This is a genomic window from Streptomyces fuscichromogenes (genome assembly GCF_014645815.1).
Classification (GTDB): Bacteria; Actinomycetota; Actinomycetes; order Streptomycetales; family Streptomycetaceae; genus Streptomyces; species Streptomyces fuscichromogenes.
In genome coordinates, this window is record NZ_BMML01000048.1 from 16,127 (window position 1) to 38,915 (window position 22,789).

Annotated in this window: 18 protein-coding genes and 5 pseudogenes; 8 read left to right on the plus strand and 15 right to left on the minus strand. The window is 66.2% G+C overall.

Annotated features, from left to right (window positions below; translation table 11 throughout):
* Positions 1–15: 15 nt before the first annotated feature.
* The gene (locus tag IEZ11_RS48195) at positions 16–1,068 is read left to right on the plus strand and encodes an SDR family oxidoreductase (protein ID WP_189269461.1); all 1,053 of its coding nucleotides are present in this window, start codon (positions 16–18) and stop codon (positions 1,066–1,068) included.
* 367 nt (positions 1,069–1,435) lie between these two features.
* On the opposite strand, the gene IEZ11_RS48200 is transcribed toward IEZ11_RS48195, so the two are convergent.
* The 7 genes and pseudogenes from IEZ11_RS48200 to IEZ11_RS52815 all read right to left on the minus strand — a co-directional run.
* Complete coding sequence (locus IEZ11_RS48200; protein WP_189269473.1) at positions 1,436–2,305, minus strand: SGNH/GDSL hydrolase family protein; 870 nt, start codon at positions 2,303–2,305, stop codon at positions 1,436–1,438.
* Positions 2,306–3,145: 840 nt separating this feature from the next.
* Positions 3,146–3,335 (minus strand): annotated as a pseudogene (locus tag IEZ11_RS52810) (IS30 family transposase); the annotation flags it as partial.
* A 53-nt stretch (positions 3,336–3,388) separates the two neighbouring features.
* Complete coding sequence (locus IEZ11_RS52690; RefSeq protein ID WP_189269462.1) at positions 3,389–3,520, minus strand: transposase; 132 nt, start codon at positions 3,518–3,520, stop codon at positions 3,389–3,391.
* A 213-nt stretch (positions 3,521–3,733) separates the two neighbouring features.
* Positions 3,734–3,916 carry a hypothetical protein gene (locus IEZ11_RS48210; protein ID WP_189269463.1) on the minus strand — a complete coding sequence of 61 codons (183 nt, stop codon included), beginning with the start codon at positions 3,914–3,916 and terminating at the stop codon, positions 3,734–3,736.
* 223 nt (positions 3,917–4,139) lie between these two features.
* Positions 4,140–6,230 (minus strand): P-loop NTPase, encoded by a 2,091-nt coding sequence (locus IEZ11_RS48215; RefSeq protein ID WP_373295081.1) that lies wholly within the window; start codon positions 6,228–6,230, stop codon positions 4,140–4,142.
* 360 nt (positions 6,231–6,590) lie between these two features.
* Positions 6,591–6,728, minus strand: a pseudogene (locus tag IEZ11_RS51670) (ATP-binding protein); the annotation flags it as partial.
* A 69-nt stretch (positions 6,729–6,797) separates the two neighbouring features.
* Positions 6,798–6,982, minus strand: a pseudogene (locus IEZ11_RS52815) (transposase); the annotation flags it as partial.
* A gap of 75 nt (positions 6,983–7,057) precedes the next feature.
* On the opposite strand from IEZ11_RS52815, the gene IEZ11_RS48220 reads away from it, so the two are divergent.
* Both IEZ11_RS48220 and IEZ11_RS51680 read left to right on the plus strand, forming a co-directional pair.
* A complete protein-coding gene (locus tag IEZ11_RS48220; protein ID WP_189269465.1) occupies positions 7,058–7,228 on the plus strand; it encodes a hypothetical protein in 171 nt (56 codons plus the stop codon).
* A pseudogene (locus IEZ11_RS51680) lies at positions 7,204–7,383 on the plus strand (ubiquinone-dependent pyruvate dehydrogenase); the annotation flags it as partial. The gene IEZ11_RS48220 and the pseudogene IEZ11_RS51680, both read left to right, overlap by 25 nt.
* Before the next feature lie 244 nt (positions 7,384–7,627).
* On the opposite strand, the gene IEZ11_RS48225 reads toward IEZ11_RS51680, so the two are convergent.
* The 5 genes from IEZ11_RS48225 to IEZ11_RS48245 all read right to left on the minus strand — a co-directional run bounded on the left by IEZ11_RS48225 (position 7,628) and on the right by IEZ11_RS48245 (position 12,230).
* On the minus strand, positions 7,628–8,056 hold the full coding sequence (locus IEZ11_RS48225) for a class I SAM-dependent methyltransferase (protein WP_189269474.1): 429 nt from the start codon (positions 8,054–8,056) through the stop codon (positions 7,628–7,630).
* A gap of 400 nt (positions 8,057–8,456) precedes the next feature.
* Entirely contained in the window at positions 8,457–9,686 is a 1,230-nt protein-coding gene (locus IEZ11_RS48230; protein ID WP_229713924.1) for a cytochrome P450, read from the minus strand.
* Positions 9,687–9,706: 20 nt separating this feature from the next.
* Positions 9,707–10,126: a nuclear transport factor 2 family protein gene (locus IEZ11_RS48235; protein ID WP_189269467.1), complete on the minus strand. Its 420-nt coding sequence runs from the start codon at positions 10,124–10,126 to the stop codon at positions 9,707–9,709.
* Positions 10,123–11,082: an aldo/keto reductase gene (locus IEZ11_RS48240; RefSeq protein ID WP_189269475.1), complete on the minus strand. Its 960-nt coding sequence runs from the start codon at positions 11,080–11,082 to the stop codon at positions 10,123–10,125. Before IEZ11_RS48240 ends, IEZ11_RS48235 begins: the two co-directional genes overlap by 4 nt.
* Before the next feature lie 5 nt (positions 11,083–11,087).
* Positions 11,088–12,230, minus strand: coding sequence for a type III polyketide synthase (locus tag IEZ11_RS48245; RefSeq protein WP_189269468.1), 1,143 nt, complete (start codon positions 12,228–12,230; stop codon positions 11,088–11,090).
* Between the two features lie 644 nt (positions 12,231–12,874).
* Here IEZ11_RS48245 and IEZ11_RS51690 point away from each other — a divergent pair.
* Together IEZ11_RS51690 and IEZ11_RS48250 are read left to right on the plus strand one after the other, a co-directional pair.
* A pseudogene (locus tag IEZ11_RS51690) lies at positions 12,875–12,982 on the plus strand (IS5/IS1182 family transposase); the annotation flags it as partial.
* Positions 12,983–13,099: 117 nt separating this feature from the next.
* A complete protein-coding gene (locus tag IEZ11_RS48250) occupies positions 13,100–14,218 on the plus strand; it encodes a tyrosine-type recombinase/integrase (RefSeq protein WP_189269469.1) in 1,119 nt (372 codons plus the stop codon).
* Between the two features lie 1,759 nt (positions 14,219–15,977).
* On the opposite strand, the gene IEZ11_RS48255 is transcribed toward IEZ11_RS48250, so the two are convergent.
* Complete coding sequence (locus IEZ11_RS48255; RefSeq protein WP_189269470.1) at positions 15,978–16,727, minus strand: transposase family protein; 750 nt, start codon at positions 16,725–16,727, stop codon at positions 15,978–15,980.
* A 178-nt stretch (positions 16,728–16,905) separates the two neighbouring features.
* Between IEZ11_RS48255 and IEZ11_RS48260 the strand changes: the two genes are divergently transcribed.
* From IEZ11_RS48260 to IEZ11_RS48270, 3 genes are all read left to right on the plus strand, one after another.
* On the plus strand, positions 16,906–17,205 hold the full coding sequence (locus IEZ11_RS48260) for an antibiotic biosynthesis monooxygenase family protein (protein WP_189269471.1): 300 nt from the start codon (positions 16,906–16,908) through the stop codon (positions 17,203–17,205).
* Positions 17,206–18,098: 893 nt separating this feature from the next.
* Positions 18,099–19,505, plus strand: coding sequence for an IS1380 family transposase (locus tag IEZ11_RS48265; RefSeq protein ID WP_189269472.1), 1,407 nt, complete (start codon positions 18,099–18,101; stop codon positions 19,503–19,505).
* Positions 19,506–19,735: 230 nt separating this feature from the next.
* A protein-coding gene (locus IEZ11_RS48270; protein WP_373295082.1) for an IS5 family transposase occupies positions 19,736–20,543 on the plus strand; the annotation gives its coding sequence in 2 pieces (ribosomal slippage) (positions 19,736–20,076 and positions 20,075–20,543; 810 coding nt in all).
* A 19-nt stretch (positions 20,544–20,562) separates the two neighbouring features.
* On the opposite strand, the gene IEZ11_RS48275 is transcribed toward IEZ11_RS48270, so the two are convergent.
* Positions 20,563–21,057 carry a hypothetical protein gene (locus IEZ11_RS48275; protein WP_373295083.1) on the minus strand — a complete coding sequence of 165 codons (495 nt, stop codon included), beginning with the start codon at positions 21,055–21,057 and terminating at the stop codon, positions 20,563–20,565.
* A complete protein-coding gene (locus tag IEZ11_RS48280) occupies positions 21,054–22,664 on the minus strand; it encodes an ISL3 family transposase (RefSeq protein WP_229713920.1) in 1,611 nt (536 codons plus the stop codon). The genes IEZ11_RS48275 and IEZ11_RS48280 overlap by 4 nt, the downstream gene beginning before the upstream one ends.
* Positions 22,665–22,789: the final 125 nt, after the last annotated feature.

Consider the following 22,789-nt stretch of genomic DNA (forward strand, 5'->3'; position numbering starts at 1 on the left):
TGAAGGAACTTCACCATGAGCAGCACGTCGACCGACACCGTCCTGGTCACCGGAGGATCCGGTTTCCTGGGCAGCCGAGTGATCGCCCACGCCCTCGGCGCGGGCTACCGGATTCGCACCACGGTGCGCTCCCTCGGCCGCGAGGCACAGGTCCGCGAAGACCTGGCAGCCATGGGGGTGGACGCGGGTGAGCGGCTGACTTTCGTAGCGGCCGACCTCACCGCGGACGAGGGGTGGGCCGAGGCGGTCGCGGGCTGCCGCTACGTCCTGCACACCGCTTCTCACTTCCCCGGCGGCGAGCCTGAACACGAGGACGACCTGATCGTCCCGGCCCGGGAAGGCACGCTGCGTGTGCTGCGCGCGGCCCGCGACGCGGGCGTTGAGCGCGTTGTGGTCACTTCTTCGTTCGCCGCGGTCGGCTACGGCCGACCCGCCACGGAGCGGCCCTTCACCGAGGAGGACTGGACCGACCCGGACAGCGACATCCCCGCCTACATCAAGTCCAAGGTGCTGGCCGAGCGGGCCGCCTGGGACTTCGTCGAGCGCGAGGGCAACGGCCTCCAGCTCGCCACCGTCGCTCCGGTCGGCATCTTCGGCCCCGTCGTCGGCAGCGACCACTCCTCCTCGATCACCATGATCACTGGCCTGTTCAGCGGCGCCATGCCGGGCACACCCCGCCTGTACTTCGCCGTCGTCGACGTCCGGGACGCCGCAGACCTGCACCTGAAGGCCATGATCGACCCCAAGGCCGCGGGCGAACGCTTCATCGCCGCCGCCGGCGACGCCGTCTCCCTGCACCAGATCGCACTCGCCATCCGCGACCGGCTCGGCGACGCCGCCAGTGCCGTCCCGGCCACCGAGCTTCCGGACGAGACGGTACGCAAGGCCGCCGAGGCCAACCCAGCGCTGAAGGGCATGCTGCCCAACCTCGGCAAGGCCCGCCACGTCAGCAACGACAAGGCCCGCACCGTCCTCGGCTGGAACCCCCGCAGCAGCGACGACGCCGTCGCGGCCACCGCCGAAAGCCTCCTGGCACTCGGCCTCCTGCCCGTCACGAGTCCCAGGTAAGTCCAAGCTCGCGTCCGGGGAAGTGAGCGTCCGCGTTTGACGGCGGCCGATGCTCTGGAGCCGGCCGGATGCCCCCAGCGTCAGCGACAGGCGCGGACATGTGTCCGGCAGTGCCTCGTGGTACGAGACCATCGCCCAGATCCTGAACTCGGACGGGGATCACACAGCGCGCCGGATCCTGGCCCGCGGCTGCCTCATTGACTGCCTGACCGGCCTGTTCTCCTCCCCCGGAGAACGCGAAAGGGCCGGGCCGACACGACGTGTCGGCCCGGCCCCGGGCATCGGCGGACTGGCCGCGCTCGGCCGTGCCGGAGCCGTGGACGCTCGGAAGCCGCGGTGGGCACGGCGCCACGCTACGACGGGAAAATCAGCGGTGCCGTGTGTGTCGCACGAGGGCGCTCTCGACGGCGGTGGCCATCACGCTCTCGCCCATGGCGTTGGGGTGCACCGGCGCCGCCGGTGTCTCGGGCGCGAAGGTTTCGATCCAACGCTCCCCGGTCGGTTTGCACAGGTCGTGGCCGATACTCGGCGTGTACGTGTTCACGTACCGAGCCCCGTTCTTGCGTGCCTGGCGAAACAGCATCGCGTTGAGCTCTTTTTCCTTGTCCCGGAGCCAGGCGAAGTCGCCCACGGCCAGTGGCACGGTCTTGCTGGTGCACCCCACTCCATCGTCGGGGAAGAGGTCGGGGTAGCCGACCACCACGACCTTGGCGTGCGGCGCGCGATGGTGTACGGCACGCAACACCTGTGCGACCTTGGGTGCGGTCTGGTCGATCGCGTCCGAGATCTGGTCTTCGTACACGCTCGTGTAGTGAGTCTGGCAGGGGGTGCCCGTCGGGTCGGTGGCCGTCAGCTGGGCGCAGGTGCCCAGCACGGTCGAGAAGCCGATGTCATTGCCACCGATGGTGATGGTGACCAGGTCGGTACCTCTGTTGAGGGCACCGAGCTGGGCCGGCACACCGTCCGTCTGCGATGCCGTCATGTCGGCAGTGGTGGCACCCGAGCAGCTGACATCCGTCAGCGCCGCGCCCCGAGACTGTGCCACCAGTGAGGGGTAGTTCTGGTTCGAGCGCAGACAGGTCGCGTCGACCTGGTCGGGCACGAGCGGCGCCGAGGCGTACGAGTCGCCGAGAGCGACGTAGTGCGCCTTGAACTCCCTCTTGGGGGCCGTGCTCGCCACAGCCGTCCCGGCCGGGGCAAGAACCGCGCCGGCAGAGAGGAGTGCGGCACCCGCTATGAGCGTGCGCCCCGCGCGAGAGGGCCGAAACGGGTTCTTCAAAGATTTGTCCTTCCGATAGCGGTCGAGGGGGGGTCTGTCCGGAACGGTCTCGCGGTCATCCGTCTTGAGGTCGAACTACCGCGTGTGACAACCAAGTTGAGACAGATCACCCAACCTTCACACGTATCGGCGGACGTTGTGGGGTCGAGGATCCAGGCTACGATTCGATCAACTCCATCTGGGCCGGATCTCTGGCACACCTTGCCTCCTGAGGGCCGGTTGTCTCGATGGAAGAGTCATCAGGCCGACGCCTGAACGCCGGTTCCCCGTCAACTGCGAGCTGCGGCATCACGGCAGTTCGCCCGGACAGATCCTGGAGGATTTCGCGCCGGATGTGTTCGAGCCGTTCGCTCGGGCGGATCAGCGGCGATGGGGCGTGGTGAACCGCTCGGGGATCGGGGTGGGCTCCATGCGTTGATCCCAGCTGCCGGTCGGGGCTGATGTTGGTCTCGTGCGCGTGGGGCGGGATGTCTCCGATCGCGGTGTGGAGGCTCTGGTCGTTGCACCGGTCCGCCCATTGCGCGGTGGCGAGTTCGACGTCGGCGAGGCCGTGCCAGGGCCTGCGTTGGTGTCTTGACCGGCCGTCGACAGCGCGTGAGGTGCGCCGTCAGCAGCTGGCCGATCAAGTTGACGGAATCCCCAGGCTGCGGCCCGAATCGCCTTCACCGCGGTCCTGTTGAGGCTCGCCGGGCTGGGACCAGCGGTGATCGCACGACGGCCAGCAGCAACATGTACCGGACGGTTCTGAAGCGGAGGCGACGGACCGTGATCGGCTACACCACGACGGGGACACGACCACTGGCGCCCTGTCTCACGGACTCCGGCTCCTTGAGCCCGAAGGAGGGCTGTCTCTTCCCATTCATGAAACGACAGACACCGCCCCGCGAGCGGGCCAAGGTCGACCGACGGCATGCCCCCGTTGCCGGAACCATCGGGTACCGGCAGCCGGGGACACACCGACCACAGCAGCGGCCTCCTCGCTGAGGAGTCTAGGCCGACGGACGTGTCATGACTCGTTCCTCTCAGGGAATCGAGCCTTAATCAGCCCCGGAGCGGTGCACGGCATCGGGAGCAGACCGCTTTCCAAGGCCCAGGGTGTTTCGGCAGGTCATGCCAGGAGATCCCGGTCCAGATCTTGCGGATCATGCCATTGATGACCTGCCGGTCTTCCACGCACGGTCGCTCTGTGCTGGTGCATCACCCTGCCACACCGCGTCGAGGCACGGCGCGCAAGAACGCAGTGGAGCGGGTCCTTGAATGCGCTCAGAGAAAGAGCAGAACGTGCCGCATGATGGTGTGCGTCTCTCTACGAGACATCGCTGTCCAGCCGGCCGTGGCCGGCCGTCACCCCGGACTGTCGGAGAACGTCCGCGGTGACGGCCTGGTTCACGTCCATGGGTTGGTCTCGTCTGTCCCATCACCGAACGCGACACTTCGCACGGTCGTGGTGGACTGGGAATGAACGGCGCTCTCGGCGGCGGCTGCGCCCACCAGAACCAGGATGCCTGCCACGATGCCTGCTCCGGCAGCCTTCGTGATCTCCGTGCGAAGCGTGAAGTTGCTGTTCATGTAGACGCCTGTCCTCCCTCGTGTGATGCCCCTTTGGGGCCTCTGAAGGAAAAGTTAGGAGTCGCCTCGATCTCGCTGCTTTGACTGCGCTATCCCTTGCGGATAGCGGGCAGCGGCTGGTTCCCGCGAGCGGTCTGTCGGTGGCGACCGACCCTCTGGTTCGGCCGTCGTCGAGACATCGGAGGCCGGGGCACATCACGCCCTCCACCGAGCCCCGAACGGTTCAGCCTGCCTCGGAGGCACTGGCCATCTCGTACTGCCAGAGGTACCAGGCAATCTTCGCCAGCCCTCGTTTCAGATAGCGTCGATAGGTGCTGAACGACATCGACAGGTTACGGGCCACGGCCTGCTGCGTTCCGCCACCGACGACGTAGGTCGACCAGACGACAGCCCTCACGCCCCGGGCTTTCGGGTCCTCGTCGATCGCCTCGATGGCCCGAACGATCAACTCTCGCAGAGCCTGATCCCGCTCCCCCGGCGGCAGGGCTGCAACCAGACGTACCTTGAGGAGAGGATTGGCCGTGAACTGCTCCCGCTGATGCCAGGACCTCAGGGCATCATGCACGGCGTCGTCGAACACGGCTCGTGACAAGGCTTCCACATGCGTCGTGTACCGGCGTGTGGGTACCTGAGACCCGAAGAGCATCCGTCTGTCCAGAAGCTTGATCCAGTCGGCGACTGTGACAGCACGCCAGTCGAGCCCCAGCAGGGCAGTTGGTCGTTGCTCGCCTGGTATCACGGCTATCTCCCGAAAGTCCACGAGCCGGAGGAGCGGCAGCAGCGACGAGTCGGCTTCCAGGGCAATGAACAGGCGTATGAATTCCGAAATATCGGACTTAAGGGCAGCAAGCGTGACGCGGGCCAGCATCCGGGTCTCCACAGCGGAACTCTGTGAATGTTCTTCCCGCGTCACCATGAATCTGACCAGATGGAACGGCTCACCGGATCGGAGTCCTGTCCCCTCGCCATGATTCTGGAGGGCCGCGAGCACCGGGTCGATGAGCACTTCCGCAGCGTCCCAACGGTCGAAACGCAAGAGACACTGGAATCCCAGCACCTCTCCGTTGACTGCAGACCGGTACACGACGAAGGACTGCGGTTGTCTGGTCACCCAGAAATCGACCAACTCACCGGCCGACTCACCGAACATCTCACACGCGAGACGGCGTACGTCCCTGCCATCGGCGGCGGCATAACGGGTCTCGTGGATTTTTTCTTGAAAGCCGTTCAAGTGCCATCTGCCGCGTGTCTGCATGTAGAGAAGAGCCGACGCTGCCCTCAAGGCCATACTGTGGGACGGACTGTCCACCAGGCCTCGCACATACACACGCATCGTCTCGTGCATGGCCAGGTATGCGTGGGGAGCACGCCATTTCAGATCCCGGTCGACTGCTTCTGCAACGACCGTTATCGGTCGCAGGCCATAGTCACCGGCCATGATGCAAGGAAGTTCGCGCAGCCAGGCGAACGTTTCCTCGGCGTGTTCCGGAATCACTGCACGCAGAAGGTCCTCGGTCGTGTCCAGAGTATGAGCACAGATCTCGAGCGCGCGTCGGTGGGCAGGTGTAGGCAAGCGCCCCACTAACTGGCGCATCAGGTGATCGATGACAAACAGAGAAGGCTGCCACTCATCGTGCAGAGCTGCGTCATCCGCCTTGTCCCACGCCGATAGACGCAAGGCGAGAGGATGTCCGTCCGCGAACGAGGCACGGAAGTTCCTTCCGGAACCGCTGACTTTCATCTGCTCAAGCAACGTCGTCGACTCCTCCGCCGACAGTCCGGCGAGCTCGACGACGTCGGTGACATCCGTCCAGACAAGATCCGCCAGCCACTTCGGGGGCGGCGCGCGCCATCCTGCCAGCACGACCAGCGCTCCTCGCGGGGCCGCGGGCAGGTAGCAATCCTTTATCCATTCCTCCAGGTGACTCACAGCATCCACGGAATCGACGAGGAGGACTGGCCGTTGCAGTTCCGACAGACTGGCTGCGCGGGAAAATGCTTCCTTGGTCGGTTCGATGTGCGAAGCGTCCACTGCGACGACGGTCCGGCCGGACTCCATTGCCTCGATGGCGAAACGTCTCAGCAGAGTGGACTTGCCAATACCGACAGGACCGTGCACATGCAGCACCCGCAGAGCACACTCGTCGTCCGCCAGTGCCCTTCGGAAAGTGGCCAATTCTGCTGTCCGGCCGACGAACTGGCGAAGAAATTTCTGCTCATGCTCCGACGCCCTAAGAGATGGTTCAGACGACCGCACTGTAGATTTTTCCTCGTCTGCAGTGTCCGGCGACTCCAAAATCCGCACAGCCCGCACGGACAGGACAGAACTACACCTTCACACTTGCATTTCCATCGTCGAGCCAACGGCGTCGCGCACGCCAGGTCCGTCGCATTATCCCGCGAGAACTTTGGCCGGTAATCTCTGATGTCTACCGACGCCTTCGACCTCTCCAAACGATCCCGCCGCACGCCGCGAAAGCGAAAATCAGGGAGGATACATACGTAGGATCGGAGGCATCACCGGTACTGAGCAAATAGATCAGCGAAAACAACGAGACCACGATACCTAGGTAGCCAACGACGACCACCCTCCTCGGCCGAACCTCACCATCACGCTGTTCGGACATGACTTGCCCCTCTTCTGGTTTACGGCAGAGCACTGTTGCAACGGCTTTCACGTACTAACACGGCACCGAGAGGATCCAGGGTTCACACCCGCCGCCGAAGGACTGGCCTTGAGGCGGTAGCCGGGCCCGTCGAGGTAGATCACTTGGCACTGGTGCAGAAGCCGGTCGAGGATGGCTGTGGCGAGGCAGCTTCGATTCTCTGTCGCCGAACCACCAGCCCGAGGATCCATGGGAGGCAATCCGGTGGTTGACAAGACGGCGCGATCCAGCGGCCGTTCTTCGAACCCGGTCAGCTCGGCATCCAGCTCGCCGCAGATGCGGGAGAACCTGGACTTGGGAACCCCGCGGTCCGCACCGAGTGCGTTGACCAGGTCGCGACCGAGCAGGTCGAGACGCCGTCCGCATAAGCCTCCATCACCACGACGGACAGCCTCCGGTCACGGGCGGGCTCGGCGGCGGCAGCGGCGGCCTCACGCAGGGTGACCTCGCCGACTAGAAGATCCCCGCGCAGGAGGTGCTGACCACCGCAGTCGCCCCCTCGCCGGTGGTGGTGCCGCCTGACCGGCTCGCCGAACTGGCCCGGCTCCTCAACGACGGCGGCGAGGCGATGCCGTTCGCCGGAGCGGGCTGTGCCGACGCCCACGACGAGGTGATGGCCGTCGCGGGCCGGCGCTGGTCGAGCTGATTACGGATCCGGGCGCGCTGCCCATCCCGCCGAAGATCACCGCCGACAGGATGCGCGGTTTCGCACTGGACGCAAGCCGTACCGTCCTGGACGGCGGCGCCGGCAAGATACTCCAGTTGGCTCACAGCAACCTCCGCAACATCCACCACCCGTGACCCGCGCCACCGCTGACGCCTGGGGCCCCGGGGCAGCCCGAGGCTCCAGGACCGCACGTTCGGGCAGGACTTGGCGGCACGCGAGACTGTCACGGAGAGCTTTCTCGGGCGGGCTCGGCGGCGGCAGCGGCGGCCTCGCGGGCCGAGATACCCGGAGAAGGGAACCACAGGAATATCAGCGTTCCACCGAGGGCCGACACCCATAGAGTGCAGCGGAGGCCGATGAGATCACCCAGTACTCCGCTCAGCAGAGATCCCAGTGACCGCGTACCGAGGCTGACCAGTTGGAAAGCTCCTCTGCTCTGCAGCGTGGCCGAAGAGTGTCCGGTACCGATGCCGTGAAGATCGACCCGACGGCGATGTTCTGCAGCGCGCGACCACCGCCGGAAACGAGCAGTGCCGACAGGAGCAGGGACAGCGTGAGGTCCGAGAGTGCTCCGCCGCTCAGGGCGAGCAGAAGCGGCGTGAAGACTTCACCCATGGTCACCACTGCGTCGAAAAACCCCATATCCGGACGATTTCGTACATCAGCATGCAGGAAACGGACTGGGTCAACTTCCGGCTTTACCCGGGCAACCTGGAGCATGGATCCCGAATAGTCGATCCCGGCCACTTTGAATCCGGCCTTGGCCAGGCCCGGAGCCGACTTTCCGGAACCGCGCCCGATGTCCAGAAGTGTTTACCCGGGGGCGGCGCGAGAGTTCAGGAGCTCCGCATAAATCGGGACCAGGACGCGATAGTCCTGGGACTCGGGTCACGATATCGTACTGACCCCTAAGCCCATCGTTATACAACTTCGCGGAATTGGTCCGCTCTCCCGTGCTGGCCCTTTTCCATCCTGCGCTCGCCGTCCGTCCCCGATGCATTATTATCCGATGCCAGCGGCAATATTCAGCGACTTGAAGTGATCCGAATCACAGGGTATGGAATCAATGTGAACTCATGCCGGGTGTCCCTTTTTCCAGGCGATCCAGGATTCTTCCGTTCCTGGCGCGGAGGGCCCTCCCCGGGCCTCCGGTCGATCCCTCCCGCCCGGAGGACGCCGACTGCCGCCCTCCGGGCGAGCTGGGAACCTACCAAGCGACGGGAAGACTCAACGGCAGCCGGTTGACGTTCTCCCGCTGCCACTCGATCTCGTGCTGAGGCACGGCCAGTTTCAGGCCGGGGAACCTTGCGAAGAGACTCGTCAGCGCAATCTCGATTTCCAGCCTTGCCAGCGGCTCCGCGGGGCAACGGTGCGCTCCCCATCCGAAAGTCATGTGGGGGACCTTGAGACGGTCCGGCTTCAGCTCATCCGGATCGGGGAACTTCTCGGGGTCCCGATTCGCCGCCATGTAGGCAACATGTACGACGTCACCGGACTTGATCATCTTGTCGCCGACCGTCACATCCTCAAGAGCGACACGGGGCGTGCCCACGCCACGCCGAAACGGTATGTACCGAAGCAGCTCTTCGAACGCCGCGGAGAAATCGGTCTCCGCCTGCCGCCTCAACGCCCCATCCGTCAGAAGGGTGAAGACTATGTTGCCCAGTTCGTTCGTGACGTTGTCATGCCCCGTGAGTATGAGGGATATGACCAGCGACACGACCTCGTCGTCCGTCAGCCGCTCCTCCTCCGCACCGGCAGTGAGCGACGACACGAGGTCGGTACCGGGGTCCCGCCTCCGTCGGTCGACGAGGGAGACGACATAGGCATGCAGCGTCTTCTGGGCTTCCAGAGCCGTCGTGCGGTGGGACGGATCGATTCTCTTGAGCGCGCCGACCTGGTCCATCAACCAGGCTTCGTCGTCCGAAGGGATGGCCAGCACCTGGCAGATGACCCTGGTCGGCAGCGGGTCAGCCACCGCCGACATGAAGTCGGCAGGTCCGTCGTCGGCCTTCATGGCCTCCAGCAGCTCGTCGACGGTCCGTTGGATCTGCCCGCGCATGCGGTCCAGCGCCCTCGACCCGAACGCGCCGGCCAGCGCTGACCGCATCTGCCGATGAACCGCGGGATCCTGCACGAAGATCGACCCCGGCGGAGCGATCGGCCGGGGGGTAATGCGCTCGAAATCGAGTCCGACCAACGCCGCGCGACTAAAACGCCGGTCCGTCGCGACTCGCTTCACTTCCTCGTAGCGAGTGACGATCCAGGCACCTCCCTCCCCGTACTCCAGGCTCATCTTGGAGTTCGGCTGGTCATACAAGAGGTGGCGCAGCTGCGGTTCCAGTCCCAGCCCGTCGATGTGAGGGAAGGGGCACTTCGGCAATTGCTCGGAAAGTTCCATTTCCTGTTCGCTCACTGAGGATTCTCCGATGCTCATCACGAATCCACGGTGGGGGATCAGTGCTTCAGCCGACCGGCGAGCTTGGCCGGAGCGAAGGGGTTCTCCCAGTGCTCGACCAGCTTACCGTCGGCGAAGCGCCACAGTCCGCAGAAGGGCATGACCACGTCGGCGGGCACCTTGGCCCGGATCATTCCCATGACCGTTCCGAAATACTCATTGGCGGCTATGTACTGCACATCCATGAACAATGTCCCACCGGTGGCCGCCAGAAGAGCGCGTTCGTGTTCGAGGGCCTTCGCCAGTCCGTGAATGTCGTCGTCCTCGGAGCGGCGCCCCGCAGGGTGCAGGACAATTCCTTCTGACGCCGTCTCGACGAGCCGATCGAAATCCTCATAAATGTAGCGGAGGACCCGGCAGTTCTCTTCGTGCCCCAGCGCCTCGATACTGTTCCCGATCGCTGAGCTGTTCGTGGTCATGCTACGGACTCCTCTGTTCCTGACGGTTCCGGGCGCCAGTTGGCGATCTTCTCGGATATCGCCTCGATCGAGTCCCATTCGGACTCGGACATCCGCACGTCTTGCGCCGCGACATTCTGCCGCAGGTGTTCGACGGAGGTGGTGCCGGGAATGAGCAGAATGTTCGGTGAACGCCGGAGGAGCCAGGCGAGGCACAACTGCGCACTCGTGACACCGAGCCGGGCCGCCGCATTCGCCAGCTCGCCCCTGGGACCGACAAGATCACCATGCCCCAGGGGGAACCACGGAATGAAGGCGATCCCGCGGTCCCGCGTGATGTCGACCATGGAGTCGCTTTCGCGGTCCGCGATGTTGTACAGGCTCTCGACGGCGTGGATGTCGGTGATCGCGCTTGCGGCGTCCAACTGCTCGACCGTGATGCCCGGCTGACCGGACAAGCCGATGTGCCGGATCTTCCCCTGCTCGCGCAGGACGGCCAGTTCCCCCAGTTGGTCGGCCAGGGGCACCATGGGGTCGATGCGGTGCAGCTGGTAGAGGTCGATGCAGTCCAGCCCGAGGTTCCTCAGACTCAACTCGACCTGCTGCCGGAGATAGGCAGGACGGCCGAGGCCGACGATGTAGGGCTTGGTGCCGGGACCGTGCCCCCAGTCGTTCGGGCCCGACCTCAGCATGCCCCCCTTGGTGCAGATAACCAGGTTGTCCGGGTAGGGGTGCAGGGCTTCGCGGATGATCTGCTCATTGAAGGCGGGGCCGTACGAGTCCGCGGTGTCGATGAAGGTGACACCCAACTCGTGCACGGCTGTCCGGAGCAGGGCCTTGGCCGCCTCCGGGTTCTCCGGAGGCCCCCACATGCCTGGTCCCGTGAGGTGCATCGCGCCGTAACCCATGCGATGGACGGGACGGTCTCCGACCTTCCAATTCATGGAAGGCGAAGATGCTGTTGTTCCGGTGGCCATGGGATTCACCCGGCAATCAGTTTGGGGCGGAAAGGTGCGGTCTGCCCGGCGCCGTGGTGCGGCTGCGCCGTTGTCTCGCCGGGTTCCTCCCGCTCGGCCCGAGCCGTCCAGGTCCCCAGCGAGATCTCCGCGGTGATTCCGGGGCCGAATCCCGCGACCATTCCACGGCCCCCGTTCGGGACGCTTCCGTCGTCGAAGAACCGCTGGAGCACGGCGAGTACGACTGCGGACGCGATGTTGCCGTAGTCGGACAGCACTCCCCTGCTGTGCCGGAAGGCGTCGGCCGGTACGCCGAGGAGATCCGACAGGTCGTCCAGGATGCGGGGCCCGCCGGCGTGGATGACGTAGAAATCGAGGGAGGAGACGTCCCAGTCCTGCTCTTTGGCGAACTGACTGAGGGTAGGGGCGATCATGGACATCGTCCCGGGCACCCGCCGGTCGAGGCGGAAGTGGTAGCCCGTCTCCTTGACCTTGTAGGAGATCCATTCCTCGGTGTCGGGAACCAGGTAGGCGGAGTTCCGGCTCAGCCTCATTCCCGTACCGCCCTCGCCGCGTACGACGGCAGCGGCGATCGCGTCCCCGAACAGGCCGTTGGACAGGAGCGTCCCCACGTCGGAGTCCGTCGGCTGGTAACACAGTGAACAGAACTCACTCGTCACGATGAGCACGTTCGCTTCGGGATAGGCCAGGCAGAAGTCGTGCGCCCGGTTTATGGCGGCGCCGCCCGCCGCACAGCCGAGTTGGGCCATCGGGATCTGGCGGACGTCGCTGCGGAAGCCGAGTTCGTTGATCATCCAGGTCGTCATGGGCGGCATGGTGAAGCCGGTGCACGAGACATAGACGATGGCATCGATGTCATTCTTGCCGAGGTTTGCGGAACGAAGCGCCTCGTCCACAACCCCTGGCAGATTGCGCCGGGTCTCCCGCTGGTAGATCTCGGTGCGCGCCTCCACTCCGGGGTGCCGGAGCGTGGCATCGATCGGCTGGACGATGTGGCGCTTCTTCACTCCGGTGTTCTCGATCATTCTGAGAACTGCGCGGAGTTTCTCGTGACTGCTGTGGAGCGTGCGGCACAGGTTCAGCGTTTCTTTCAGGCTGATCGTGTTCTCGGGGACCCAGAGCGCCGGTCGGCACAGGGTAGGACTCATGGACGTGCACCCATTCACTTCTTCGGAACCATTGGGGGCTTCAGATTTTTGTTCTTCGTGCGAACTCGGATTGGGCCTGCTGCCGGGCGCTTACACCGGTCCCTCCCCGAGGTGTGGATACCTTCTACACGGACTGGACGCCTCGCCAGTTCGGTGACCCCGATCACATGGGGCGTCAACTCCCCTTGACATGGCTTGTCGACGGAGTCGTCAGACGTCGGCACCTGTCGGCGACTCGTGAATCGTGACCCGGATCGGACACTTGCATTCTTGGCCTGCGGGTTTCACTTGCGGCGGTGTCCGAGTCCTAATCGGAAAAGCGAAAGTGCCTTCTGAACTGGGAAGATGAGGCTTATCGAAGCTCTCTGTCATCACAGCAGGAAGGCACTTTCTGCGTGCACCCTGCCCGGTCGTGTCCCAGGCTCGTCGTGTCGGCCGACGGTCGCGGGGTGGTCTGCCACGCCGGAGCCCGCCTGCTGGCTGATGTCGCCGATGTCACTGGCCTGACCAGAGCCTTCACGGACACACTGCGTCGGCTGCGGCCCCGTGGCACGATCCCGGCCGGATCGCGGTCGATCTCGGCGTCGGGCTCGCCGACGGCGGCGAGGCGATTTCAGACCTGGTCCTGCTGCGCGACCAGGCTGGATGCACAGCCTACGGCCGCAGTGATCGACTCGCAGTCGGTCAAGGCGGACGTCGTCGGCGGCGCCGACAGCCGCTGCTTCGACGGCGGCAAGCTCGTCAACGGCCGTTATCTTGAGCCCGCGCGAGCGCGTCCTTCATGTGTGTGAAGCCCTCTGAAGTTCCCCCAACTCCCGTGGTGGATGCGGTTATCTGCCGCCGTCCAACACGGAAGGGGTGGATGCGCGATGCGCGTACAGAGGGTGCTGACATCCGGGTCGACGACGGAGTCGTGGACGCTGCTGGGAGATGATCTGCGGCCGGTCGATCCGGTGGAGTCGTTCCTGGCCTATCTGTCCGCGATCGAGCGGTCGCCGAACACCGTCAAGGCGTACGCCCACGACCTGAAGGACTGGTGGGTCTACCTCGACGGCCGCAGCCTGGACTGGAAAGCGGTCGATCTGGAGGCGGTGGCCGCCTTCGTGGCCTGGCTGCGGCTGTCGCCAGTAGCCCGGAGCGGGGGGGTGGCGGTGCTGCCGACGGTCGAGCACCACTGCACGGCCTCCAGCGTGAACCGCAAGCTCGCCGCGGTCAGCACGTTCTACGAGTTCCATGCCCGCAGCGGCATCGAGGTTGCTGACCTGCTGGTGACCATGCGCCCGGCTGGGCGACACCGCGCGTCGGCCACCTCCTACAAGCCGTTCTTGCAGCACATCGCCTCCGGCAGGCCCGAGCGGACCAGGACCATCAAGCTCAAGTCCGGCCGCAGGCGTCCCCGTGTCCTGACCGCTGCCCAGGCCCAGAAGATCCTCGACGGGTGCGAACACCTGCGGGATCGGCTGCTGTTCGCCCTGCTCCTGGACACCGGAGTCCGTATCGGCGAGGCGCTGGGCCTGCGGCACGACGACATCGCGATCGCCGAGAAGCAGGTGATCGTGGTGCCGCGGCAGAACGACCACCGGGCCCGCGCGAAGGCCGGCCGCACGCGAACCATCCCGGCGAGCGCGGAGTTGATGCGGTTGTACTCCGACTATCTGCACCGTGAGTACGGCGCCCTGGACTCCGACTACGTCTTCGTGAACCTCTTCGCCGAGCCGCACGGCCGCCCCTGGGCCTATCCGGCCGTCTACGACCTGGTCAGACGGCTTCGGAAGACCACCGGCATCGAGTTCGAGCCCCACCAATACCGCCACACCTACGCGACCTGGCTTCTGCGTCGCGGGGCCGGCATGGAGAACGTCAAGGAACTCCTCGGACACGCCTCGGCCAGCACCACGATCGACACCTACGGTCACCTCACCGTCGAGGACGCCCGGCGCGCCCTGGAAGACGCGGGCTGGTTCACCGGACGGGAGGTCCGGCTGTGACCTTTAACGCTCTTCCTGCTGGTCACGACCGGGCCGGTCTGCTGGAGAAGCTCCTGGCCGCGGTCCGGGCCGAGTTCTGCACCGAGATCTATCGTCCGGCCCCCGACGACCCGGTGTTTGTCGCCCCGGCCTGCATCGTTGCCGACTGCGACCGCATCGTCAGCATGCGGGGGCTCTGCAACGGGCACGTGATCCGCTGGCGCCACCGCGGCCGTCCGGACATGGAGAAGTTCCTCGCCGATCCCGGCCTGCCCGTTCGTGGGCGCCAGGCCCTGACAGTCTGCACGATCGCCGGTTGCCGCTACGGGAACTTCGGGAAAGGGTTCTGCGGCAAGCACTACGAGCGGTGGCGCCGGGCCGGTCGGCCCAGTCCGGACGTCTGGGATGCGCCGAATCTGGTGCAGCCCGGTGATGCCCCGGCCGAGTGTCGGCTGTCGTTCTGTGCTCTGTGGGCGGAAGGCCCGCAGATGTTGTTCTGCCGCAGTCACCACGAGCGGTGGGCGAACGCCAGCCGCGCGGACCCTGAACGGTTCGCCCTGGACGCCGAGTTGACCGGCACCGCCCACATCGATCTGCGCAATCTGCCCCGTCAGCTGACGCTGGAGTTTCAGTACGGGCTGCAGTGCCGGTCCGATGCCCACCGCCGCACGACGCCACCTCGCATCGTGGCCCAAGCCGTCCGACTCGCCCGGTCCCTCGGGGTGTCCTCCCTGCTCGACCTCACCGAAGAGCAGTGGCGGCACGATGCGGCCTCGGGCCGCGTCCGTGAGCCGGGGCTCTTCCTGATCGAGGTCCGGGACGCCGTCGAGGTCCTGCGCGACGGCGCCGGCTGGGAGAGCGAGTATCCGCGGGATGTGTGGCGCCTCGAGCGGCTGCCGGGCATCACCACCCCCGCTACTGCCACCGTCCCCCGACCGCGCATCCGGCTGCACTTCGAGCGCATCGGCCAGCCATGGCTGCGTGACCTGGCCAAACGCTGGCTACGGCTGCGACTGACCAGCGGCTTGAGCACCACCGCGGCCCACACCGGTCGGGACGCGCTGGTCTGCTTCGGAGGCTTCCTGACGCACGTCGGCGTCGACCGTCTCGCCGACGTCGACCGTCCGCTGCTGGAACGTCACCTCGCCCACGTCGCCTCCCAACCGGGCGGGCACGGGCTGAAGAAGGGCCGGATCAGCAGCCTGAACCTGTTCTTCCAGGCCATCCGGCAACACCGCTGGGACGACTCCCTGCCAGGCACCGCCGCCTTCTATCCCGGCGACATCCCGGCGGAGCCGGCCACAACGGTCTCCCGGCGGCTGGCCGAGCACGTCATGGCCCAGGTCGAATCCGAGGCGAACCTGGACCGCTGGGACAACCCGTCCGGCCGTCTGATCACGCTCATCCTCATCCGCGGCGGTCTGCGGATCTCCAGCGTCATCTGCCTGGACTTCGACTGCCTCCTCCACGACGGTCAAGACGCCCCCTACCTGCGGTATTTCAACACCAAGATGAAGCGCGAGGCGGCCATCCCGATCGACGAGGAGCTCGAGCAGGCCATCCGCGACCACCAGCACCGCGTCCTGCAACGCTGGCCCCAGGGCACCCTTCCCCCGACCGCACGCGAACGCCTCGGGGCGACTGCGGATGTCCGACAGCAGTTACCGGCAGATGCTCCGCCGCTGGCTGGCGACCTGCGACATCTGCGACGAGTACGGCCGGCCCGTCCACTTGACGCCCCATCAGTGGCGGCACACCTTCGCCTGCCGACTGAGCTTCTTCAGCGTTGCCGCTCCAGGGTGAGGATGGCCTTGGCGATTGACGTCATCCGGTTGGGACTGCAGCGGGATCTGCGGAAGATCCGCCAGGACTTCAGGCGTGCGACGCCGCGTTCGACCGGTGCCCGTGCCGCGGCCAGAGCCCGGTTGAGGGTCTTTTCGGTGAGGGTGAGTTCCTGCAGGGGTCGGCGTTTGATCCCCGTGGTCACCCAGGGGCCACCGCCCTGGTAAGCGAGATCGGCCAGGACGGGGACGCCTTGGCGCTCGCAGATGCGGATGATCCGGTGGGAGCGGGCAGCTGTCAGGTCGTGGGCCCGGCCCGGCAGCGCGGGTGACAGCCACAGAAGCCGGCCGTCCGGATCGGTGACCACCTGCACGTTCACCCCGTGCCGACGGTGCTTGTGGGAATAGTCCTCGCGTCCGTCGCCGACCCGGTCGCACTCGGCGAGCGTGCCGTCCAGCAGGACGAAGTCCGCATCGGCCTCCCGCAGGGTCTTCAGTAGTCCCGGCGCACGTTTGGCGAGCAGGTCGATGACCTGGCTGGTGTAGGCGTGGGCGGTGGACTCGCTGATCCCGAACCCGGCAGCGATCTTCGCCAGGGTGGTGTGCTCGCGCAGGTACACCAGTGCCACCATCGCGCGTTGGGACGGACGGAGCTTGCAGCGCCGGTCGCCCTCACGAGTGACGACGAGCATGGTCACCCACTCCACGAGCGCATGCGGCAGGTCGAGTGCGGCAGGATAGATGACCAACGAGGCCCCCGAGCAGCGTGGTTGAGACGTCAGACATCTCGATCAACAGCCCGGGGGCCTCGCTCGTTGCGCTCTGCAGGCCGTCACCTGATCGGAGGCCAGCTCGAAGAACCTCACTGTTACTCAGGTCATAGACATTGGCCTGGCTGGTGGCCGCCCACGATGCAATGATCACCTCATGGTGACTGAAATTGCTATCATTGACGTTCTTGTCGGCCATGAGGCTGCTTTTGCAGCTGCCTTCCGGGATACCGGATACGAACTTCTTGCAACGACACCCGGGTGCATCAGTGCGAAGATGTACCAGAGTGGCGAGAACCCGTCGCGTTTCATCGGTGTGAATGAGTGGGAATCCGAGCAAGCTCACCTCGAAAACTTCCGTGGCAGCGACCGTTACACCAAGTACGGGGAGGCTCTTCGTGCCCACGTCGCCGCAGCCCCTGTCGTTGAGCACTTCACCAATATCATGAGCATGTGACCCCGATTCGTCTGCGGCTTGATTGAGGTAGCGGACCAGGAGGTTGGCGCTGCTCGTGTGGCCCGACTCCCGGATCGCTTCGGGGAGGTGGGGGACCGAGACGGTGAGGCGAATCGTCCGCGCCGATCAACCGCGAAACGGCCTGTCGCGGCAGTGGCGGACGGCGCGGCGGGAGGCGGGTACGACCGGCAGGTCGGCGAGGCGTGTGGCCACCCGGCCGCATAACTCCCGCGCCGCTCCCGGATATCTGCCAGGCAAGACCCACCGTGCGGCGCTGATGGTGCTCCAGTCGTCTGGGAATCCGTCTGGCCCAGGTCTGCCGCCGACAGCCCTGGGCCAGACGGGCCAGCCGCCGTACGCGCAGGTGGACGACGACCCGGCGGCCGTCGGTCGGCACGTTCCTCAGCGTCCGGCTGCGACAACCGTCCACCTTCGCCGTCTGCGTCCCGCACACCAGAACGGCACCGCCACGTCCCGGTTCCGGGCCGAGACCACCACCGCGTCGCCGCCCTTCCGTTACGTCCTCGACGACCAGCACCGACAGCTCCGAAAACGCGTCCCCATAAGGGGGCGATATCCACCACAAGATCGTGATCAAGGATGATTACCACACGTCACCACCGACTACGGGCCAGAGCCCTCGTTTTGACAGTCCCCCAGGCCGTGCTCATCGTGACCGGGATCTCCGCCGCCGGCCATCGCGAGGTCTCCGGGCTGGTGGTCGGCGACGGCGAGTCGACGCCGCTCCGGTCGAAGTTGCCGCGGCCCTTAGCCTCGCCGTTTCACTTGGGTACGGCTGGCTTTGGGGGCGGAAACGCGAAAGTGCCTTCCTGACCTGGGACGATGAACCTTGCTGAGGAGTTCTGTCGGTCCAGGCGGAGGGCACTTTCTACGTGCAGGCTATCGGGTTGCGTCCCAGGGTTCATGTCAGTGCCGATGGTTCGGGGGCGGTCGGACATGCCGGGGCACGGCTGCCGGCGGATCTCGCTGACGCCACCGGCCTGACCGCCGCGTACTCCGCCGCTCTCAGGCCGCTTCGGCCGCGCGGGACCGGGCATGATCCGGGCCGGGTCGCCACCGACCTGGCGGTGATGCTCGCCGACGGCGGTGAGGCGATCGCGGATCTGGCCGTGCTGCGGGACCAGGCAGGGGTGTTCGGCCCGGTCGCCTCCACGCCCACCGCTTGGCGGTTGCTCGCCGACACCGACGAGGCTGCACTCGCTTCGCTGCGAGCGGCCCGCGCCACGGCCCGGGAAGTCGCCTGGATGCAGGCCGCCGAGACCGGCGAGGGCATACCTGCCGCTCGGGCCGGCGGACGAGAACTTCCCGGCCTGGTTCTGGACCTCGACGCCACGCTGGTCGCCTGCCACTCGGAAAAGGAACAGGCCGCCCCGACCTATAAGGGCGGCTTCGGCTTCCATCCGCTGCTGTGTTTCCTCGCGGACACCGGCGAGGCCGTATCGGGGCGGCTACGGCCCGGCAACTCCGGAGCCAACACTGCCGCCGATCACATCGCGGTGCTCGACCACGCGCTCGCGCAGATCCCCGACGCTCACCGGCACGGCACCGACATCCTGGTCCGCGCCGACAGCGCCGGATCCGCGAAAGCCTTCCTCACCCGCGTCCGCGACCTGCGGAAACAAGGAATCCCTACCTTCTTCTCAGTCGGATACGCAATCACCGAGCCGGTCCGCCGAGCCATTCGGGCCATGCCCGACCGTCTCTGGCATCCCGCCCTGGACCAGGACGGGACGCTGCGTGATGGCGCCGAGGTGGCCGAGCTGACCGGCATGGTCGATCTGGACGGCTATCCGACCGGTACCCGCATCATCGTGCGCCGGGAGCGGCCGCACCCCGGAGCCCAGCTGTCCCTGTTCGACCAGGACGAGGGCCTGCGGCATCAGGTGTTCCTCACCGACACCCCCTGCTCCGGGGGCGGATCCGCCCAGTTCCTCGAGGTCCGTCACCGCGGGCATGCCACGGTCGAGGACCACATCCGGTGCGGCAAGACCACCGGCTTCGGCCGCTTCCCCTCCCGCGACTTCGCCGTCAACGCCGTCTGGCTCGAACTCAGCCTCGCGGCAATCGACCTGCTCGCCTGGACGCGCGTCCTGCTGCTGGACGGGGAGCTGGCCACCGCCGAGCCGAAGAAGCTCCGCTACCGACTGCTGCACGTCGCCGCCCGCCTCACCCGCGGCGGCCGACGCCTGCGCTTGCGGATATCGGCGACCTGGCCCTGGAGAAACGAACTGGCCACGGCCTTCCACCGCCTCGCCGCACTGCCCCGCCCAGCCGGCTGACCGGCAACCACCCCGCCCGCCCACGACCCGAAGGACCCTGGAGAACCCGACCACCGCGCCGGGATTCCGCCATGCCCGAGCACCGACATCGCGTCGGTCACCCGACAGCCGAACCTCAGCAACGCCTCATCGCCCCAACCGAAATGCCGAGGTTAGAGCTCGTAACACGATCTTGTTGAGGTGTCCCGGCCGGGCGTGACCGATGTGACGATTCAGCCGTTGGGGAGGGTGTGAGTACCCGGCCGTGGATCGTGGATGACGACTTGTGGGCACTGATCGAGCCGCTGCTGCCGCCATGGCCGGAGCGATCACCGGGGCCTCGGCCTGTGCCGGACCGGATGTGTCTGCAGGACATCTCGTACGTGCTCCACAACGACATAGCCTGGCAACTGCTGCCCCTGGAGTTGGGATTCGGTTCCGGACAGACCTGCTGGCGGCGTCTGGAGCGGTGGCAGCAGGCCGGGGTCTTCGACCGGCTGCACCGTATTCTGCTCGCCGAGCTGAATGCCGCGGGTGGGCTCGACTGGTCCAGGGCGTGTGTGGACGGCTCCCACATCCGTGCGAAAAGGGGGAGCCGACACCGGTCCGTCACCGGTCGACCGCCGGAAGACGGGCAGCAAGCACCACCTGATCTGCGACGGACGGGGTATCCCGCTCAAGGTCATCACCACCGCGGCGAACGTCAACGACGTCACCCAGACCCTCGCCCTGGTCGACGGCATCCCGCCCGTGGCCGGGCGCCCCGGCCGGCCACGCCGTCGTCCCGATTCGCTGCTCGGAGACAAGGGCTACGACTCCAACCCCAACCGCGAGGAGTTACGCAAGCGCCGGATCCTGCCGGTCATCTCCCGCAAGGGCGCCCCGAACATCAAGGGCCTGGGCAAGCTCCGCTACGTCGTCGAGCAGACCTTCGCCCTGCTCCACCAGTTCAAACGCCTCGCCGTGCGATGGGAACGCCGAACCGAACTCCACGACGCCTTCGTCTCATTGGCCTGCGGCCTCATCTGCTGGAGGCGCCTGAAGAAGCACCGATCATGATCGTGTCACGAGCTTTCGGCTACAACGCACACCACTCACCCAGAGGGCCGGCCACCGGAGTCTGCGTGGAGTCGTGCACCAGGTCCCACGCCCGATCGGTATCCAGGACAAAGTCGCCCGTGAAAGCGGCCAGATCGTCCATGATCGGGACCTCGACCTCGGCACCCGAGGGCGCCGTGCCGTCTCCTACGAGCAGAGACATCCGCCCGGTGTCACTCATCAGGTGAACGACCGCGTGATCATCTCGAAAGGCCAGGGTCAGCACCGGGAACTCCCTGTTCGGCGACCGAACCTCGACGTATCCCTGGCCACAGGAACGCAAGTCATCGAAGCGATCCGACAGATCCTTCACCTCTGTGCGTCGCTCAACCGGATCGAACAGTCCCGATTCCGGCGACGTCGCCGCCCACACCACGCTCATCTCTCGGCAACGGGTGAATCGAGGTTCTGGATCACTTTTGGTGCTGGCTCGGCCGAAGGTCACCGTCCGTGCCGGACGCGGCTCCTGGGTCACGCGGCGAGGAGCACGCGCTTGCGCAGGAGATCGAGACCGGCCCGGCCGAACATCTGCCGCTTCAGCATCTTGATCCGGTTCACCTGACCCTCGACAGCACCTGAACTGAACGGCAACGTCAGCCCAGCAGTCACCGCCAACTGATCACTCCTGACGCCATTCACGAACGAATGCAGCTCAGGCAGGTCGTCGGCCTGGACCTTCTCCATCCATTCGGGCAGCTGTTGGCCGGTTCGGCCGTTCATCATCTCGGCGAACGCGTGAACGTGGCCGGCGGTGGCGTCGAGGTCCGGGCATCGGGCGAGGACGGCCTTGAGCTTGAGGGTCTCGTCCGGCGTGAGGCTGTCGGGGTGGCGGGTGATCCAGCCGGTCACGTCCCTCACCGAGGGCGGTCGGACTTTCTCGCGTGGAGCGGCACCTGATCGCAGAGGCCGAAGGTAGTCGCGCAGGACCGTGAGGCCGCCGCGGTAGCCGACGGTCTTGATCTCCTGGAAGAGGGCGGCGGAACTGGTGCAGCCCTCGTTCCAGCGTTGGTGGAGGTAGGGCTTGTAGTCGTCGAGGATGCTGGGGCGGCCCTGCCACTTGCCGGCCACTAACTCCTGCCAGGTGGTGGCGCGGGCGAACCGGCGGACGGTGTTGCGGGACAGGCCCAGCTCGCGGGCGATCTCGCGCTGGGCGCGGCCCTGGTTGAGCAAGGTGTGCACGGCCTGGTGGCGCTCGCGGGTCCGATCAGCGCATCGGTGGGCGGTGCTGGCCGGACGGCCGGCGGTGGCGATCTTTTGCAGTTCTGCGACTGCGGCAGCCGATGCCTGCGTGGTGGGGGGATCGGCGGGTTCGTGCAGGTGGGCGGCGTGCCGGGTGACATACCGGTCGACTGCCTCGGTGAGGTTATGCCAGACATGCCAGCGATCGGCGACTTGCACGGCTTTCGGGGCGCCTGCGCGGGCGCCCTCGGCGTAGGCGGTGGCTCGGTCGCGGCAGATGATCTCGACGCCGGGGTGTTCAGCGAGCCATCGGGTCAGCGTCGCCGCTTCTCGATCCGGCAGGAGGTCCACCGGCCTGTGGGTCTCGATGTCGATCAGTACGGTGCCGTAGACGTGGCCCTTGCGCAGGGCAAAGTCGTCAACGCCCAGGACGCGGGGCGTTGTTGGCTGCGGATCGGGCAGGGACCGTATCAGCCGCAGGAGGGTGGAGCGGCTGGTGACCGCTTCGAGGACGGTCGTCAGCCGGGCGCCGGCGCGACCGGCCAGCATCAGTGCGACCACCTGCAGGACCGCGTGGAGCCGTTCGCTGCGTCGGCCGTAGCGGAAGGTGAGCCCGGCGACCTGTTCGGCGAATGTGGTCTTGGGACACGCGGCCGTAGAGCAGCGGAATCTGCGCACTCGCAGTTGGATCGCCACCGGTCGGCCGCCCACGGCGGCGTCAGCGAGCCGGCGGTCGTAACCGCTGTGGACGCGCCCGGATGTCTCACCGCATTCCGGGCAGGTCGCGTAGGCCGCGACAGCACGGGCGGCGACAAGGACTCGTTCGTCCCCGAGCGTGATGTCCTCGATAACCAGGCCGTCCACCTGCGGGAACAGCATGTCCCGCCATTCCACGTCTGTCACGGGCGGTCATGCTCACAGGGTTAGCGATCGGGTGCGTGGCGATCACCGGAACTGATCAGGCTGAGCTGCATTCGTTCGTGAATGGCGTCAGGAGTGATCAGTTGGCGGTGACTGCTGGGCTGACG

Coding starts and splice junctions, on each gene's coding strand:
- IEZ11_RS48235 (WP_189269467.1), bottom strand. CDS start 10,126: ATGACCACGAACAGCTCAGCGATCGGGAACAGTATCGAGGCGCTGGGG.
- IEZ11_RS48195 (WP_189269461.1), top strand. CDS start 16: ATGAGCAGCACGTCGACCGACACCGTCCTGGTCACCGGAGGATCCGGT.
- IEZ11_RS48230 (WP_229713924.1), bottom strand. CDS start 9,686: ATGAGCATCGGAGAATCCTCAGTGAGCGAACAGGAAATGGAACTTTCC.
- IEZ11_RS48260 (WP_189269471.1), top strand. CDS start 16,906: ATGGTGACTGAAATTGCTATCATTGACGTTCTTGTCGGCCATGAGGCT.
- IEZ11_RS48210 (WP_189269463.1), bottom strand. CDS start 3,916: ATGAACAGCAACTTCACGCTTCGCACGGAGATCACGAAGGCTGCCGGA.
- IEZ11_RS48250 (WP_189269469.1), top strand. CDS start 13,100: ATGCGCGTACAGAGGGTGCTGACATCCGGGTCGACGACGGAGTCGTGG.
- IEZ11_RS48240 (WP_189269475.1), bottom strand. CDS start 11,082: ATGGCCACCGGAACAACAGCATCTTCGCCTTCCATGAATTGGAAGGTC.
- IEZ11_RS48245 (WP_189269468.1), bottom strand. CDS start 12,230: ATGAGTCCTACCCTGTGCCGACCGGCGCTCTGGGTCCCCGAGAACACG.